The following is a 16,282-nucleotide window of genomic DNA, read 5'->3' on the forward strand; positions in this document are numbered from 1 at the left end:
GGTCAGGCGCCGCTCTTGCGCTGGATCTGTCGCTTCGCGCGCAGGAGCATTCCCGTCATCCCTGCGATGCGCAGGGGAGAGACCGCGCGGGTCAGTCCCAGGCTCTGCGGATAGTCGTCCGGCACGGCGAGGGCGTCCGCGACGGTGAGGCCGGTCAGCCCCTGGGCGAGGATGCTCGCAAAGCCGCGGGTCGTGGGGGCCTCCGCCGGAGCGGTGGCGTGCATCGCGACGATGCCGTCGCCATCCACATCGACGACGATGTACACGGGGGACTGGCACTCGGCCACCCGCTCGCACAACTCTGGGTGGCCCTCGTACTCCGCCGGGATCGGCGGGAGCTCCTGCGAGAACTCCAGTAGCAGCTGCAGGCGTTCGGGTTCGGCGAGGGCGAGGAAGTCCTCGCGGATCTCGGCGAGCTTCTCGGGGAGGGCGCTGTCGGTCATCCGCGACATTCTCGCACGCAGCGTCTAGCGGCCGGGCACCTCGCCCGGTTCGGCGCCGGTGACGATGGGAACGCGCACCGCGCTGCCCCACTCGGTCCACGAACCGTCGTAGTTGCGAACGTCCTCGAAGCCGAGCAAGTGCTTCAGGACGAACCAGGTGTGACTGGAGCGCTCACCGATCCGGCAGTACGCGACGACCGGCTCGCCGTCGGTCAAGCCGGCTTCATCGCGGTAGATCGCGTCCAGGTCCTGGCGGGTCTTGAACGTGCCGTCATCGGCGACTGCGCGTGCCCACGGCACACTCTGCGCGGACGGGATGTGGCCGGCACGCAGAGCACCCTCCTCGGGATACGCGGGAGCGCTGGTGCGCTCGCCCGAATACTCCTCGGGGGAGCGCACATCGATCAGCGGATGCCCGAGGTGCGCGAGGACGTCCTCCTTGTAGGCGCGCAGCGCGCTGTCGTCGCGCTCGACGACGGGGTAATCGGTGCGCGCGCGGTTCGCGGGCTCGGTGGTGATCTCCCGCCCCTCGGCGATCCAGCGGTCGCGGCCACCGTCGAGCAGTCGGACGTCCTCATGACCGAACAATGAGAACACCCAGAGCGCGTAGGCTGCCCACCAGTTGTTCTTGTCGCCGTAGATCACGACGGTGTCGTCGCGCGAGATGCCCTTGCGGCTCAGGAGCTCGGCGAACCCGTGGCCGTCGACGTAGTCGCGGACGACGGGATCGTTCAGCTCGGTGTGCCAGTCCACCTTCACCGCGCCGGGGATGTGTCCCGTCTCATACAGGAGAACGTCCTCATCCGACTCGACGACGACGAGTCCGGGGACCCCCAGGCGGTCCTGAAGCCACTGGGTGGTGACGAGGCGCTCGGGGTGCGCGTAGGCGGTGAACTTCTCGGACGAGGCATCGAGGTCGACGGGCACGGGGATCTCCTGTTCAGTCGGGGTGCGACCGAGCACGTAAAGTGAGCACGTCGCCCGACCGAGCCTAGGTTCGCGTCGCCGCACCCGCATCCACTCCGTAACCGTGTGACACAGGATTCCGCATGACTTCGCCCGCTCATCAGAACGCATTCGTGCATCTCGCCGAGCGGTCTCCGCAGGTGACCGGTGCGGACATGGTCGCCGCCCTCGTGCCTCCGCCGCAGTTCGCCGACGCGAGCTTCGACACGTACCGGGCGGATGATGCCTTCCCCTCGCAGGCCGAGGCCAAGCAGACACTTCGTGAGTTCGCCGGCGCCGTGGTCGAGGCGCCCAAGCGCGGTCTGTTCCGCCGCGCTCCCCGCGCCCCCGAGCGCAAACCGGGCGTCTACCTCGACGGCGGCTTCGGTGTCGGCAAGACGCACCTCCTGGCATCCATCTATCACGCGATGCCCGCGCGCCGGAAGTACTTCGGTTCGTTCATCGAGTACACCGCGCTCGTCGGCGCCCTCGGCTACCAGCAGACCGTCGAGCTGTTCCGCGGCTCCGACCTCCTGTGCATCGACGAGTTCGAGCTGGACGATCCGGGCGACACGATGGTGATGACGCGCCTGCTCGGCGAGCTCGTCGCATCCGGCACCAAACTGGCTGCCACCTCGAACACCCCGCCGAACGCACTCGGTGAGGGGCGCTTCGCCGCGCAGGACTTCCTGCGCGAGATCCAGGCGATGTCGGCCTCTTTCGAGACGCTGCGCATCGACGGCGTCGACTACCGGCAGCGTGCGGTGGACGGTCATGCCGTCGTCTTGGACGCGGGCGCCTACGACGGCGCTCTCGCCGAGGCCTCCGGAGCCGGCGTCGTCTCCGATGACGAGTTCTCGGCCCTCATCGCCCATCTGGCGAAAGTCCACCCGTCGCGTTACATCCGCCTCATCGACGGCGTGACGACCATCGGGCTGCGCGACGTGCACCAGCTGACCGATCAGTCCGCGGCCCTCCGGTTCGTCGCCTTCGTCGACCGCGCGTACGACGCGCAGATTCCGGTCCGCGCCACCGGCGTGGCGTTGGATGAGGTTTTCGGCGACGAGATGCTCGCGGGCGGCTACCGCAAGAAGTACCTGCGCGCCATCTCACGACTGATCGCGCTCACCCACTCCTGAGCCGCGATCCCTGGCGGGTTCCCGGTGTGGGGAAACCTGTTGTTTACCGTGGCGGGCTCGCTGTAACACAGCCGAAACACCATTCGCGCACCACTGGAACTCCTTCTCGACAAACTGTGGACGTCCTGAGGAGCTGCGACCCGATCTGCGGCCCTGGGATTACCTCGAGTAACACGACATGGATGAGGAATTTCATGGATAGCGGAAATCTCGCCTGGTCCGTCGCTGCGACGGCACTTGTGCTCTTCATGACGCCGGGCGTCGCGTTCTTCTACGGAGGACTCGTCAAGGCCAAGAGCGTCGTCAGCATGATGATGATGAGCTTCGGCGCGCTGGGCCTGGTCAGCGTCCTGTGGATCCTCTACGGGTTCAACATGAGCGCCGTCGAAAGCCCGTTGTCGTTCGCCGGCAACCCCTTCTCCGACTTCGGCCTGGGCGGCCTCGACGACAACGGTCTCGTCGGTGCCACCTACGGCGCGACGTTCGCGATCATCACGGTCGCCCTGATCTCCGGTGCGATCGCCGACCGCGCCAAGTTCGGCGCCTGGATGATCTTCGCCGGCGTCTGGGCCACGGTCGTCTACTTCCCGGTCGCAGCCTGGGTCTGGGGCGGCGGCTGGGTCATGAAGCTGGGGGAGACCTTCGGCTTCTCGACGTCGGTCATCGACTACGCCGGTGGTACCGCCGTGCACATCAACGCCGGTGCTGCGGCGCTCGCGCTCGCGCTGGTCCTCGGTAAGCGCATCGGTTTCCAGAAGGGCATCACGAAGCCGCACAACGTGCCGCTCGTCATGCTCGGTGCGGCCATCCTGTGGTTCGGCTGGTTCGGCTTCAACGCCGGCGCTGAGGGCACCTTCGGTCTGCTCGGCACCGAGGACTCCTCGGTCGGTCTCATCATCATCAACACGCTGGGTGCGACCGCCGCGGCCATCATCGGTTGGCTCGTCGTCGAGAAGCTCAAGGACGGCAAGGCCACCTCGGTGGGCGCCGCCTCGGGTGCCGTCGCCGGTCTCGTCGCCATCACCCCCTCGTGCGCCAACCTCACGCCCGGCTGGGCCCTGCTGCTCGGTGTCGTCACCGGTGCTGTGTGTGCTCTCGCGATCGAGCTCAAGTGGAAGCTCGGCTACGACGACTCGCTCGACGTGGTCGGCATCCACCTCGTCGGTGGTCTGATCGGAACGATCTACCTCGGCTTCTTCGCAACCGAGACGGGCCTGTTCGTCGGCGGCAACTACGAGCAGCTCGTGCTCCAGGTCATCGCCGCGGTGGGCGTGCTGATCTACTCCTTCGTCGTCGCCTGGATCATCGGCTTCGCGATCGAGAAGACCATCGGCTTCCGCATCAAGAACGAGGACGAGCTCGCCGGCGTGGACTCCACGGTTCACGGCGAGGAAGGCTACTCGCTCGCCGAGCAGTCCTGACTCATCGTCTCCAGCAGGGGAGGGCGTCGCGGATCACCGCGGCGCCCTCTCCTTTCGGCATCTGCGGCATCGGTCGGGCTGGATAGGCTTGCCCGATGGGTCTGCTCTCCCGTCTCGGCCGCGGTGTCCTGCGCCTGGTACGTCCCGCGGCGTCCACGCAGACCTACGAGGTGGATCCTCGTTCCGCGGGGCGTCTGAGGATCGCGTATGCGCCGCGTCCCGATGGGATCCCGGACGCGGGGGAGATCGTCTGGACATGGGTGCCGTATGCCGAACGTGACGGGCGGGGCAAGGACCGTCCCGTGCTCGTCATCGCACGTCAGAGCCGCGACCGTGTCTACGCGGTCAAACTCACCAGTCGCGCGCATCCGGGCTCCGATGCCTACGTCGCTCTGGGAGCGGGCGGGTGGGATCCGAAGCGCCGCCCCTCGTGGGCTGACACGGATCAGCTCTACAGTGTGTCCCACGCGGGGCTACGGCGCGAGGGCGCCGCGTTGGACGCGGTGCGCTTCGCCCGGGTCGCGGAGGCTCTCCGCGCGCGCTACGGGTGGCGATGATCATCACTCGTCGCTGATCGAGATCCCGACGTGCGCGGCGAGGAGCGGCGCCAACTCCAGGGCCTGCTCGTGGGAGATCGTGGCGCCGGACAGGTGGCCGATGCCCGAGACGGCCGAGAGCGCCGCGCCTCGAAGGTCGACATCGGTCAGCGATGCGCGAGGCAGCTCGAGTGACGCGATCCGTGTGTGCGTGAACCGCACTCGGCGGCACCGCGTCTCACCCAGATCGAGCTCGTGGATCGAGCAGTCCGTGAACTGGACATCCAGCAGCTCCGCGCCGCGCAGATTCACGAAGCCCAGGCGGCATCCCGTGAAGTGGACGCTGCGCAGCGAGCTGTCGTACGCGGTGAGAGCCCCGACACGGCCGCTGAGACGGGCATCAGACCAGTCTGTGCGCGCGGCGTCCATGACGGGGACGTCGACCGCGTCGAGCGCGACCTCGAGCAGGCCCGCGCCGCGCAGGCGCAGCTCGGGGGCGACGAAACGGTCGAAGCGGACGCCGTCGAGCCGCGCGTCGGTGAGATCGACAGCGGAGCGGTGGTCGATCGTCAGGCTCCTGCCGGTCAGCGTCGCCCCGGGACCCACCTCCTCGGGCCTTCCGTCGACGAGGTCGTCGAGATGGAGCGTGTTCAGCTGCGGGGGCTTCGGCGCAGACGGCATGTGTCCATCCTGGCGCGTCGCGGATCGTCTCGGGGGCTCGCTCTCGATCCGGACGCGTTCACCAGTAGCCTCGGGTCATGAGCGAGAGCAACCCGCGAAGACGGAGCTCGGTCGTCCGCGGACTGGTGTGGGGAGCGCTCGTCCTTGTAGGCGCCGCGGTCGTCCTGTTCCTCACGACCTCCAGCCAGGGGGCCTGCTATGACTCGGGTACGGACCCCGACGCAAGCTACTGCACGAGCGCACCGGTCGTGGGCGTTGCGGGTGTGTGGATCCTCTGGACACTCTGGGCAGTCCTCGCCGCGTTGAGCGGCTACCGGATTCTTCGGCGAAGGGCTCCGTGATGGAAGCGAGGATAGCCCGGAAACGCCAAACCCCCGGCTGAACCGGGGGTTTTCGTGGTGGGCGATACCAGACTCGAACTGATGACCTCTTCCGTGTGAAGGAAGCGCGCTACCAACTGCGCCAATCGCCCGTGACCCGTGGGGCCGAGAACCGAGCATACCGGATGCGGGCGGGCCTCGTTGACCAGACGGCGAGACACGCGCGGGTCCGTCTCGGTTTTGCGAAGCGTCGGAGTTGGGATAATGTTTTCCAAGTGCCCGAGAGATCGGGAACGAAATGCGGATGTAGCGCAGTTGGTAGCGCATCACCTTGCCAAGGTGAGGGTCGCGAGTTCGAGTCTCGTCATCCGCTCGAGTGCGGGGATCTCCCTCCGGGGAGATCACGTCACGTGGGTCGAACCACACACGGTGGCGTGGCCGAGCGGCTAGGCACCGGCCTGCAAAGCCGTTTACACGGGTTCGAATCCCGTCGCCACCTCGCCCATAACTGAACAGCCTGTACAGGCGCGATTGGCGCAGCGGTAGCGCGCTTCCCTGACACGGAAGAGGTCACTGGTTCGATCCCAGTATCGCGCACCGAAGAACCCCCGGTCATCCGGGGGTTTTCTCGTTTTCGGGGTGAGTCGTGCGCGGACGCTTCGAACGCACGCGCATCTTGTCACGCGTTCCGCGGGCGCCCCATGTCGCGAATGGTCGCTGGGCGAGCCCGGCGGCGCTCGCTCAGCCGCGTCACGCACAACCAGACGAGCCATATCGCGATGGCTGCGAAACCCCCGGTCACCAGGGCAGCTCCCGCGGGATTGAGATCGAGGCCGCAGTATCCGGCGCCCAGTGGGTCGATTCCTTCCAGCGGTTTCCCCTCGGACCAATGGTCGCTGATCGTGTAAGCGAGCCCGAAGTAGGGGACTCCCCACGCGGTCGCGCCGAAGCCGATGCAGAGCAGCACATGCGCCCACGCGAGGTGCGGGCGCCGGCGCGCCCATATCGAGTACGCCACCACCCAGCCGGCTGCCAGCGCTGTACAGCCTGCGAGGACGATCGAGCTGTTGACCCAGACCTCAGCGCTCACCATGCCGGAGTCGATCACGTCCCAGCCGCACACGGTGATCGTCGAGGGGAGCAGCGCGGCCGTCATCAGCCATCCGCCGAGCCCGGCGGGTATCGTCCAGGGCCACACGCGTCGTCTCGGCTCGATCATTGTCCGCGTTCCCCTCGCCGACCGGCCGGCGGCATCCGCGCCTGACGACGCGTCCCGCCTGATCCCCGCTCTTGGAGAGGACGAGGAGAGCATACGTCACCGGTTCGATCCCCGCGCCGCGCCGGCTCGAGGGGTCAGGCGAGTTCTGCGAGCGCGGCCTTGATCAGCTCTGCCACCGCCCCGGGGTTCGAGACCATGACCGAGTGCGACGCGCCGTCGATCACGCGAGTGCCGCGCGAGCCGGCACGCTCCGCCATGAAGGCGAGCCCCGCCTCGGGAATGTTCTTGTCGCCCGTCCCGTAGATGAACCACGACGGGAGCGTCTTCCACGCCGGCGTCTCGGCGGGCAGGCCCTCGCCGAGGGCGTAGTCCCGGATCGGACGCTGCGTGAGGGCCGACAGCTTCGCGACCTCGAGCGGCACATCGGCGGCGAACTGGTCCGTGAAGAGTGCGCGGTCGACGACGAGGTCGTTCGTGCCGTCGCCGAGCGGGTACGGTCGCACGCGCTCACCGAGGGAGCTTCCGGGGAACTGACTGGTCAGGTCGAGGGCGTTCTCGCCGTGGTCGGGCGCGAAGGCCGCCACATAGACGAGGCCCTTGACCTTCTGGTTCCCGGCGCCGGCTTCCGTGATGACCGCTCCACCGTACGAATGCCCCACCAGCAGCACGTCGCCGGGCAGCGAGTCGACGAGACGACGAACGTTCTCCGCGTCCGTGGTCACGCTGCGCAGGGCGTTCGGGGTCGCGATCGCGTCGATGCCCGCATCCTGCAGCAGCGTCAGGACGCCGTTCCAGCTCGAGGACTCGGCGAACGCGCCGTGGACGAGGACGACGGTGGTGTCGGACATGGGTGGTTCTCCTCAGGTTCCTGTGCTCGCTTGCGAGGCGCCCGGCGGCGCAGCGGGTACGCGCAGACGCTATAAGCGGCGCGAGGCACCCGCATCCGCTCTGAGTCGGAATCCGTCCCGCTCCCTGACGAGCCTCGACGCGCGTCGAAGCGACTTGCGTCATCGCGCGGTGCCGAGCCGAGGCACCGTTCGGCGAGACTCGCCGGCATCTACTCGACGTGACGAAGGAGCGCCAGCATGGACACCCCGGACAGCACAGTGCCGCACCACGAGGCAGCGACGTTCGGCAATCCCGACCTTCCAGCGGAGGGCGAGATCAACACGGTCGACCGGCCGCAGAGCACCGTCATGACGGGTCCGCAGAACCTCGTCATCACGTCGCAGTTCCCGAATCAGATCGATGCTCCGGCGACCGACATCTCAACGCAGCCGTTCTTCTGGTCGTCGTTCAACATCTCTCCTCGTCGCGTGCAGCGTGGCGGATGGGCGCGCGAGCTGACCAGCAGCGACTTCCACATCTCGGATGAGATCGCGGGGGTCAACATGTATCTGGAGCCGGGCGGCATCCGCGAGCTCCACTGGCATCAGACAGCCGAGTGGGCGGTCATGACGCGCGGCAAGGCGCGTGTGACGACACTCAGCCGCTCGGGTCTGCCGGCGGTGGAGGATGTGGAGGAAGGTGATCTCTGGTTCTTCCCGGCGGGGACCCCGCACTCGCTGCAGGGGCTCGGACCGGACGGCGCGGAGTTCGTGCTCGCCTTCGATGACGGAGCGCAGTCGGAATCGAACACCTTGCTGCTCACGGATTGGTTCGCACACACGCCGCCGGAGGTGCTCGCGAAGAACTTCGGGGTCGCCCAGGAGGTGTTCTCCGACATCCCGCTGCACAACCTCTGGATCTTCCCCGGCGACGAGCCGCCCGCCCTGGAGGTCGATCAGGCCGCCGCGGGCGTCGAGTGGGGGACGGAGCCGGTCATCTTCCGGCTGTCCCGCTCCCAGCCGCGGTATCAGAACTCGGGCGGCAGCGTCCAGGTCGCCGACTCCACCAACTACGCCTACTCGAACACCGTCGCTGCCGCGCTCGTGACGGTCGAACGCGGTTCCATGCGCGAGCTGCACTGGCACCCGAACGCGGACGAGTGGCAGTACTACCTACGCGGCTCAGCCCGCATGACGGTGTTCAACACCGGCCCGCACGCCAACACGACCGACTTCCGGCCGGGTGATGTCGGGGTCGTCAAGAAGAACTACGGCCACTACATCGAGAACACCGGCGACGACCTCCTGCAGTTCCTCGAGGTGTTCCGCACCGACAGGTACGAGGAGATCAGCCTCGCCAACTGGCTCGCGCACGTGCCGCCACAGCTCGTCTCCGCCCACCTCAACATCGACCCCGCCGTCCTCGCGACCTTCCCCCGGACGGCGCAGGGCATCACGCCCCTTCGCGGATGAGCGGATGCGTGCGCCGCGACCGGCCCGGCGCGGGTGAGGCCCCGGCGCACGCGCCGTTCATCGCCCCGCTTCGGGCGGCAGCGCCAGCCACGCGGCGCGGCGTTCCGCCTGCGCCACCGGGTCCGGCACCGGCAGCGATGTCAGGAGGCGTTCGGTATAGGCGTCCTGCGGGTTAAGGAGCACCTGCGCGGTCGTTCCCTGCTCGCGCACCTCACCCTGTCGCAGGACGACGACGCGGTCCGCCACGGCGTCGATGACGGCCAGGTCATGGCTGATGAACAGCGACGCGAAGCCGAGCTCCCGCTGGAGTGCGGCGAACAGCTCCAGCACCGTGGCCTGCACCGACACATCGAGCGCACTGGTCGGCTCGTCCGCGATCAGCAGCTTCGGGTCGAGGGCGAGGGCGCGGGCGAGGGACGCGCGCTGGCGCTGTCCTCCCGACAGCTCATGCGGGAAACGGTCCCCGTAGGCGGCGGGGAGGCGCACCGCATCCAGGAGCTCGTCGACGCGCTTGCGCGCCTGAGCGGCGCTACGCACCCGCTTGTGCACCACGAGCGGCTCGGCGATGCACTCCGCGATCGTCAGCAGAGGGTTGAAGCTCGTGGCGGGGTCTTGGAAGACGAATCCCACCTGCGGGCGTAGCGCCGTGAGCGCACGGGACCTGACATCGCGCATCTCGGTGCCGAGGACCTCCAGGGACCCGTCCACGACGGAGGTCAGACCCACGATCGCGCGACTGATCGTGGTCTTGCCCGAGCCGGACTCTCCGACCAGGCCGAGGACCTCACCCGGGCCGATCCAGAAATCGACGCCGCGCACGGCTACGACGCCCGTGCGACCGAAGCGGCCCGGGTAGGCGATGTGGAGATCGCGAGCGACCACGAGGCTCCCCGCCGGCGGCTCGGTCGGTGCGGGCGTTGCCGGGTCCTGCGCCGCGCTCTTCCCGGCGCCGACATGAGGAACAGCCGCGAGCAGCTCGCGCGTGTAGGACTGCTGCGGTGCGGCGAAGAGCTCGCGTACCGGCGCCTGCTCGACGATCTCGCCGCGATACATGACCACGACACGATCCGCGAGGTCGGCGACCACGCCCATGTTGTGCGTGATGAGGACGATCGTCGCGCCGAACTCGTCGCGGCACGCGCGCAGCAGCTCGAGGATCTCCGCCTGCACGGTCACATCCAGCGCCGTCGTCGGCTCGTCGGCGATGATCAGACCCGCATTGAGCACGAGCGCCATGGCGATGACGACGCGCTGCTTCTGCCCGCCGGAGAACTGGTGGGGGTAATCGTCGACGCGCTTCTCCGGCTCGGGGATCCCGACCTTCCGGAGGATCTCGACCGAGCGGCGCCGCGCCTCCGCCCGCGTCACCCGCTCATGCGCCCGGATGCCCTCGGCGATCTGCCACCCCACGGTGAACACCGGATTCAGAGCCGTCGACGGCTCCTGGAACACCATCGCGGCATCGCGACCGCGCATAGCGCGCAGCTGGGACGCGGATGCATGGACGATGTCGGTCTCGCCGCCGTCCCGGCCCTGGATCACCACAGCGCCGGACGTGGTGGCGGTCTCCGGCAGCAGCCCGAGCATGGTGTTGGCCGTGACGGTCTTCCCGGACCCGGATTCGCCGACGATGGCGAGCACCTCGCCCGCGTGCGCGGCGAGCGAGATGCCGTCGACGGCGACGACGGGATCACCGTCGGTCGCGAAGGCGACCCTCAGGTCGTCGATGCGTGCGATGTCGCTCATGCGGACGCCTCCTTCGTGCGCGAGCGGGGCGCGCGGCGCCGGGTGCGCAGCCGCGGGTCGCTCAGGTCGTTGAGGCTCTCACCGACGAGCGTGATGCCGAGGACGACGAGGACGATGGCGATGCCCGGTGGGATGGCGGTCCACCAGATGCCGCTCGTGACGTCCGAGACGGCGCGATTGAGGTCGTAGCCCCACTCCGCGGCAGCCGTCGCTTCGATGCCGAATCCGAGGAAGCCCAGGCCGGCGAGCGTCAACAGCGCCTCGGAGGCGTTGAGGGTGACGACGACCGGCAGCGACCGGGTGGAGTTGCGCAGCACGTGCCGCAGGAGGATACGCGAGGTCGGCACCCCGATGACCTGCGCGGACTCCACGAACGGTTCCGCTTTGACCCGCACCACCTCGCTGCGGACCACACGGAAGTACTGCGGGACGAACACGACAGTGATGGCGATGGCCGAAGCGAGGATGCCGCCCCAGAGCGTCGATTGCCCCTGGCTGATGACGATCGACATCACGATCGCCAGCAGCAGCGAGGGGAAGGCGTAGATGGCATCGGCGAGGACGACGAGGATGCGGTCCAGCCAACCGCCGAAGTACCCGCCGAGCAGGCCGACGAGCACCCCGAGGAAGATCGAGAAGGCGATCGCGCACACGATGGCGAGCAGCGCCGTCTGCGCACCCCAGATCGTCCGCGACAGGACGTCGAAGCCGCTGACGGTCGTTCCGAGGAGGTTGACCGCATTCGGTGCCTGGAGGGTGCCGAAGTCCTGGCCGTCCACCGAGCGCTGCGCGAAGCCGTAGGGCGCGATCCATGGTGCGAGGGCGGCGGTCAGGATGAACAGGGCCGTGATGACGAGCCCGGCCACGAGCATCCCGCGCTGCAGCCCCACGCTGCGGCGGAGCTGTGAGAGGACGGGCAGTCGGTCGGCAAGCGGACGGCGGCGGTCGGTGACGGCTGCCGGGGACGGGGCGGTGGACATCAGTACCTCACTCGCGGGTCGATGAGGGCGGCGACGACGTCGACGATGAAGTTCGTGACCGCGACGACCACGGCGATCATGACCACGATGCCCTGAACGGCCACGAAGTCCCGCGCCTTCAGATACTCGGAGAGCATGAAGCCGATGCCCTTCCACTCGAAGGTCGTCTCGGTGAGGACGGCGCCCGAGAGGAGCACGGCGATCTGCAGGCCGATGACGGTGACGATCGGGATGAGCGCCGGACGGTAGGCGTGCTTCGTGACGAGCCGGTACTCGCCGACGCCCCGGGCGCGTGCGCTCGTGACGTACTGCGAGCCGAGCGTGCCGATCACGTTGGTGCGCACGAGGCGCAGGAAGATGCCGGCCGTAAGGATGCCGAGAGCGAGCGCCGGCAGGACCGCGTGCCACAGGACATCGCCCACCGCATCCGCTCTGCCGAGTCGGATGGCGTCGATGAGGTAGATACCGGTCTGGCCGTCGAGGCTCTGTAGGGCGAGCTCGGTGCGCGTACCCGCGCGTCCGGATGCGGGAAGGACGCCGAGCGCGACGGAGAAGATGAGTTTGAGGACCATCCCGAGGAAGAAGATCGGCGTGGCGTAACCCAGGATCGCGGCGATCCTCAGGGCCGCATCCTGCCAGCGGTCGCGTCGGTAGGCCGCGAGCAGACCGAGCGGGATGCCGAGGACGAAGGCCACGATGAGCGCGTACAGGGCGAGCTCGAGCGTCGCTGATCCATACTGCAGCAGGATCGTGACCACCGGGCGCCCGTCGGTGATCGTGTTGCCGAAGTCGCCGCGGAAGACCCCGCCGATGTACTCCGCGTACTGGACGATCAGCGGGCGGTCGTATCCGGCCTCGTGGATGCGTTCGGCGAGTTGATCGGGTGGGAGCTTGCCGCCGAGGGCGGCCGTGATGGGGTCTCCGGTGACCCGCATCAGGAGGAAGACCAGGGTGACGAGGATGAAGACGGTGGGGATGATCAGGACGAGTCTGATCAGGATGTAGCGCCAGAGCCCACCCCGCTGGGGAGCGACGGGCTTGACGACGGCGGCGGCGTCTACCGCTGTGACCATGCGGAAACCTTTGAACGGTCGGAGTCCTCGACCCGCGTCCGGACGACGCCGTCGGAAGGCGGCGGCGTCGTCCGGAGCGAGGGGGACTTACTTGTGGAGCGGGGCGTAGCGGAACTTGAACGAGCCGTCGAGCACGGCGCCGTCCACGTCCTGGCCGACGACGGCGACCTGCGTGCCCTGCAGCAGCGGCAGCGTCGAGAGGTCGGCCGCGACGAGCTCCTGGATCTTCTCGATGTCCGACTGGCGCGCGGCCGCATCCGTCTCGGACGCCTGAGCCGTGATGAGCTCCTGCACCTCGCTGTTGTCGTAGTGGTTCGCGAGGAAGTTGTCCGCGGCGAAGAACGGCGTGAGGTAGTTGTCGGCGTCGGAGTAGTCGGGGAACCATCCGAGCTGATACATCGGGTAGACGTCGGCGGTGCGGTCCTTGGAGTACTGCACCCACTCGGTCTGCGCGAGATTGACGGTGAACAGGCCGCCCTCTTCCAGCTGCGACTTGACCGCGGCGTACTCGTCACCCGACGAGGGGCCGTAGTGGTCGCCGTTGTACTGGAGGTTCAGTGTGACCGGGGTCGATACACCGACGGCCTCGAGCGCGGCCTTCGCCTTGTCGAGGTCGGGCGCCCCCGCACCGTCACCGTAGAGCTCCTTCAGCGGCTCGGTGGCGCCGGTGAGACCCTGGGGCACGTAGGAGTAGAGCGGCGTGTAGGTGCCCTTGTACACGTCCTCGCTCAGTGCCTCGCGGTCGATGAGGTCGGCCATCGCCTGCCGTACCGCGAGCGACTTGGCCGGGTCGGCCTCGGGCGTCGCGGCACCGAAGGGCATCGTGTCGAAGTTGAAGACGATGTAGCGGATCTCGCCGCCGGGACCGTCCACGACCTTGACCGCGTCGTTCTTCGACAGGTCGTCCACGTCCGTGGCGGAGAGGCTGCGGAAGGCGACGTCGATGTCGCCGCCGGCGACATCGAGCTTCAGGTTGGAGGAGTCGGCGTAGTACTTGACCGTGACGCTGCTGTTCTCCGCTGCGCCGAGAGCGCCCTTGTAGTCGGGGTTGGGCTTGTAGGAGATGAGTTCGTTGATCTTGTACGAGTCGATCACGTACTGACCGCCGAAGGCGTTGCCGGCGACGATGTCATCGTCGCTGGTGAGCGCGTCGGCCGAGAAGACCTCCTCGTCGACGATCGGACCTGCGGGGCTGGAGAGGATCTGCTCCCAGGTCTGGTCGTTGCCGTTCTTCAGGGTGAACACGACGGTGGTGTCATCGGGCGCCTCGACGGATGCGAGGTTGCCGAGCAGCGAGGAGGGCCCGTTCGGATCGGCGATCTTCAGCTGCCGGTCGAAGCTGAACTTGACATCCGACGACGTCAGCTCGTGTCCGTTCGCGAAGGTGAGTCCGTCTTTGAGTGTGACGGTGAACTCCGTCGGCGAAGTGAACTCGCCGGACTCGGCGATGTCGGGAGTCACATCCGCAGTGCCGTACTGGCTGTTGAAGAGGAACGGGTAGACCTGGTTCATCACCGCGAACGAACCGTTGTCGTAGGAGCCCGCCGGGTCGATGAAGGTGATCTTGTCAGTGGTGCCGACGATGAGGTCGCCGCCCGTGCCGCCGCCGGTCGACTCGCTGCCGCCCCCGCCCGAGCACGCGGCCAGCATCACCGCCGTGCCGGCCAGAGCGGCGACTGCGAGACCGACACGGCCCCGCCTGATGTGAACAAGAGACATAGTGGTATCCCTGCTGTGAATGGTCGCTGGGCGCACTTCGCCCCGCGCATGCAGGTCATTCTCACCTGGTCTTGAGCGAACACCCAGGAAGATGGCGATCTTTTAACGCACCCGAAACGCCTCCCATCGCGCGTCGTCGGTCAGCAGATCGCTCAGACGGCCGCCCGGCGATCATCGGATTTGCCCGTGCCTAGACCACCGCAACAGTCGTCGCAACCGCCCCGCCCCGCGGTGGACGGGAGTCCATGGTGGATGCATGAGACGCATCACCTATGCCGGCGAGAACGTTCTGACCACCGACGATGTGGCGCGCCTCCTCGTCGAACTGACCGCGGAACTCGCCAAGCGTGGCGAAGCGGCGGCGGTGCGGATCCCCATCGATCCGGAGGGCACCGCAGAACTCGTGGTGGGTCTGGGCAACGATGTGCTCTCGGTACCCGTCACGCGGGACGGCGACGACCCTGACTTCGACAGCTCCGAGCTCGAGGCACACCTCCAGCGGGTCCGCCCGACGCCCGAGCGCCACCTGCGCGCAGTCGAGGGGACCGACGGATCGGACGACGGCTACGACCCCGACTACGACATCTCAGAGGCCTGAGCTCACCGCATCCACAGCAGCGGAATCGCGGCGAGTCCGACGACCAGGGGAGCCGCGAGCGCACCCCAGAGGATGAATCGTCCCCACGACACGTCGATGCCCTCGGATTGCAACCGCTCGTGCCACAACAGCGTCGCCAGTGACGCCCACGGCGTGATCAGCGGACCCGCGTTGACGCCGATGAGGAGCGCCGCGAGATGGATCGGGGATGCTGCGACGGCCGGTTCGAGGGCCAGGTAGGCGGGAAGGTTGTTGATCACGTTCGCGCCGAGGGTTCCCGCACCGGCGACCGCGAACACCGCCCATGGCTGGTCCGAAGAGTTGAGGACAGCAGAGACCGGGTCGAGCAGACCCGCCGCATCCGCCGCCGCGGCGACCAAGAGCAGACCGCTCGCGAAGACGAGCAACTGCCAGGGGATGAGGCGCAGCGAGAGCAGTCGGGGCGAGCGCCACGAGACGAAACCGACGAGCACGACAGCCGCTGCCGCCGCGGGGATCCACGGCTCGAGGCCCGAGACCAGCAGCGGGAGCATGACCGCCACGATCACTCCGGCCGTGATCAGGAGCGGCTTGTCGGCGATCTGCGGTGACGCTGCGGGGGAGAAGCGTCCTCGCAGCCGCCTGCGGTCGCGGAGCCACAGGAGGGCCACGGTCACGACCACGGCGATCAGCGCCGACGGCCCGAGAAGTCCCACGAACGCTCCCGTGCCTCCCTCGAGATTGTGGGCTGCGAGCAGGTTCGTGAGATTGGACACCGGGAGAAACAGGGACGCCGTGTTCGCCAGCCACACCGTCGCGAACGCGAATGGCAAGGGGGGAAGTCCGTTCGCTCTGGCGACAGCGACGACGACGGGCGTGAGCAGCACTGCGGTGGTGTCGAGAGAGAGGAACGCGGTGGACACCAGCGCGAGCGCCACCACGAGGAGCCAGAGCACGATCGTGCGGCCGCGGGAGAGGCGTGCGAGAAAAGCGCCGAGCACGTCGAACAGGCCCACGCGGGTCGCGAGCTCGGCGACGACCGTGATCGCGGTGACGAAGCCGAGAACCGGCAGGATGCGTTCGGCCACCGCAACGGCCGCGTCCGGGGGCAGGACGCCGAAAAGGACCGCGGCGACGCCGACCAGCAGCAGCGCGCCGCCGATGAGGGCCAGCTTCACGACAC

Annotated in this window: 16 protein-coding genes and 4 tRNA genes; 9 read left to right on the plus strand and 11 right to left on the minus strand. The window is 68.0% G+C overall.

All coding sequences use genetic code 11. The features are described 5' to 3' along the window. Positions 1 to 2: 2 nt before the first annotated feature. Positions 3 to 443 (minus strand): SufE family protein, encoded by a 441-nt coding sequence (locus EHF32_RS03965; protein WP_137416918.1) that lies wholly within the window; start codon positions 441 to 443, stop codon positions 3 to 5. A gap of 24 nt (positions 444 to 467) precedes the next feature. Beyond that, positions 468 to 1,376: a sulfurtransferase gene (locus EHF32_RS03970; protein WP_443189863.1), complete on the minus strand. Its 909-nt coding sequence runs from the start codon at positions 1,374 to 1,376 to the stop codon at positions 468 to 470. A 116-nt stretch (positions 1,377 to 1,492) separates the two neighbouring features. Here EHF32_RS03970 and zapE point away from each other — a divergent pair, with 116 nt between their 5' ends. From zapE to EHF32_RS03985, 3 genes are all read left to right on the plus strand, one after another. Beyond that, positions 1,493 to 2,527 carry a cell division protein ZapE gene (gene zapE / locus EHF32_RS03975; protein WP_137416920.1) on the plus strand — a complete coding sequence of 345 codons (1,035 nt, stop codon included), beginning with the start codon at positions 1,493 to 1,495 and terminating at the stop codon, positions 2,525 to 2,527. A gap of 194 nt (positions 2,528 to 2,721) precedes the next feature. Continuing rightward, positions 2,722 to 3,948 carry an ammonium transporter gene (locus tag EHF32_RS03980; RefSeq protein ID WP_137416921.1) on the plus strand — a complete coding sequence of 409 codons (1,227 nt, stop codon included), beginning with the start codon at positions 2,722 to 2,724 and terminating at the stop codon, positions 3,946 to 3,948. A gap of 95 nt (positions 3,949 to 4,043) precedes the next feature. Continuing rightward, positions 4,044 to 4,505, plus strand: a complete 462-nt coding sequence (locus EHF32_RS03985) for a type II toxin-antitoxin system PemK/MazF family toxin (protein WP_192900687.1) — start codon at positions 4,044 to 4,046, stop codon at positions 4,503 to 4,505. A 3-nt stretch (positions 4,506 to 4,508) separates the two neighbouring features. Here EHF32_RS03985 and EHF32_RS03990 read toward each other — a convergent pair whose 3' ends face one another. Further along, positions 4,509 to 5,165, minus strand: a complete 657-nt coding sequence (locus EHF32_RS03990) for a pentapeptide repeat-containing protein (protein WP_137416922.1) — start codon at positions 5,163 to 5,165, stop codon at positions 4,509 to 4,511. Positions 5,166 to 5,242: 77 nt separating this feature from the next. Here EHF32_RS03990 and EHF32_RS03995 point away from each other — a divergent pair, with 77 nt between their 5' ends. Next, positions 5,243 to 5,506, plus strand: a complete 264-nt coding sequence (locus EHF32_RS03995) for a hypothetical protein (RefSeq protein ID WP_137416923.1) — start codon at positions 5,243 to 5,245, stop codon at positions 5,504 to 5,506. Between the two features lie 55 nt (positions 5,507 to 5,561). Here the strand turns inward: EHF32_RS03995 and EHF32_RS04000 are convergent. Then, positions 5,562 to 5,637 (minus strand) — tRNA-Val (locus tag EHF32_RS04000). A gap of 148 nt (positions 5,638 to 5,785) precedes the next feature. Between EHF32_RS04000 and EHF32_RS04005 the strand changes: the two genes are divergently transcribed. The 3 genes from EHF32_RS04005 (at position 5,786) to EHF32_RS04015 (ending at position 6,082) form a co-directional block, all read left to right on the plus strand. Further along, positions 5,786 to 5,858 (plus strand) — tRNA-Gly (locus tag EHF32_RS04005). 55 nt (positions 5,859 to 5,913) lie between these two features. Further along, a tRNA-Cys gene (locus tag EHF32_RS04010) sits at positions 5,914 to 5,984 on the plus strand. 26 nt (positions 5,985 to 6,010) lie between these two features. Further along, a tRNA-Val gene (locus EHF32_RS04015) sits at positions 6,011 to 6,082 on the plus strand. Positions 6,083 to 6,164: 82 nt separating this feature from the next. On the opposite strand, the gene EHF32_RS04020 is transcribed toward EHF32_RS04015, so the two are convergent. Both EHF32_RS04020 and EHF32_RS04025 read right to left on the minus strand, forming a co-directional pair. Then, the gene (locus EHF32_RS04020; protein ID WP_137416924.1) at positions 6,165 to 6,704 is read right to left on the minus strand and encodes a hypothetical protein; all 540 of its coding nucleotides are present in this window, start codon (positions 6,702 to 6,704) and stop codon (positions 6,165 to 6,167) included. A 134-nt stretch (positions 6,705 to 6,838) separates the two neighbouring features. After that, positions 6,839 to 7,552 carry an alpha/beta fold hydrolase gene (locus EHF32_RS04025; protein WP_137416925.1) on the minus strand — a complete coding sequence of 238 codons (714 nt, stop codon included), beginning with the start codon at positions 7,550 to 7,552 and terminating at the stop codon, positions 6,839 to 6,841. A 237-nt stretch (positions 7,553 to 7,789) separates the two neighbouring features. Here EHF32_RS04025 and EHF32_RS04030 point away from each other — a divergent pair, with 237 nt between their 5' ends. Continuing rightward, positions 7,790 to 9,004, plus strand: coding sequence for a cupin domain-containing protein (locus EHF32_RS04030; RefSeq protein ID WP_137416926.1), 1,215 nt, complete (start codon positions 7,790 to 7,792; stop codon positions 9,002 to 9,004). A 57-nt stretch (positions 9,005 to 9,061) separates the two neighbouring features. Here EHF32_RS04030 and EHF32_RS04035 read toward each other — a convergent pair whose 3' ends face one another. From EHF32_RS04035 to EHF32_RS04050, 4 genes are all read right to left on the minus strand, one after another. Continuing rightward, positions 9,062 to 10,750, minus strand: coding sequence for a dipeptide ABC transporter ATP-binding protein (locus EHF32_RS04035; protein WP_137416927.1), 1,689 nt, complete (start codon positions 10,748 to 10,750; stop codon positions 9,062 to 9,064). Continuing rightward, a complete protein-coding gene (locus EHF32_RS04040) occupies positions 10,747 to 11,730 on the minus strand; it encodes an ABC transporter permease (RefSeq protein ID WP_137416928.1) in 984 nt (327 codons plus the stop codon). Before EHF32_RS04040 ends, EHF32_RS04035 begins: the two co-directional genes overlap by 4 nt. After that, positions 11,730 to 12,803 (minus strand): ABC transporter permease, encoded by a 1,074-nt coding sequence (locus EHF32_RS04045; protein ID WP_137416929.1) that lies wholly within the window; start codon positions 12,801 to 12,803, stop codon positions 11,730 to 11,732. The genes EHF32_RS04040 and EHF32_RS04045 overlap by 1 nt, the downstream gene beginning before the upstream one ends. Positions 12,804 to 12,890: 87 nt before the next feature. Continuing rightward, positions 12,891 to 14,522: an ABC transporter substrate-binding protein gene (locus EHF32_RS04050; protein ID WP_137416930.1), complete on the minus strand. Its 1,632-nt coding sequence runs from the start codon at positions 14,520 to 14,522 to the stop codon at positions 12,891 to 12,893. 256 nt (positions 14,523 to 14,778) lie between these two features. Here EHF32_RS04050 and EHF32_RS04055 point away from each other — a divergent pair, with 256 nt between their 5' ends. Next, the gene (locus EHF32_RS04055) at positions 14,779 to 15,120 is read left to right on the plus strand and encodes a hypothetical protein (protein WP_238343785.1); all 342 of its coding nucleotides are present in this window, start codon (positions 14,779 to 14,781) and stop codon (positions 15,118 to 15,120) included. Between the two features lie 2 nt (positions 15,121 to 15,122). Here EHF32_RS04055 and EHF32_RS04060 read toward each other — a convergent pair whose 3' ends face one another. Further along, entirely contained in the window at positions 15,123 to 16,277 is a 1,155-nt protein-coding gene (locus tag EHF32_RS04060) for an SLC13 family permease (protein WP_137416931.1), read from the minus strand. Between the last annotated feature and the right edge of the window lie 5 nt (positions 16,278 to 16,282).

It is taken from the genome of Microbacterium sp. RG1, from assembly GCF_005347485.1.
Classification (GTDB): domain Bacteria; phylum Actinomycetota; class Actinomycetes; order Actinomycetales; family Microbacteriaceae; genus Microbacterium; species Microbacterium binotii_A.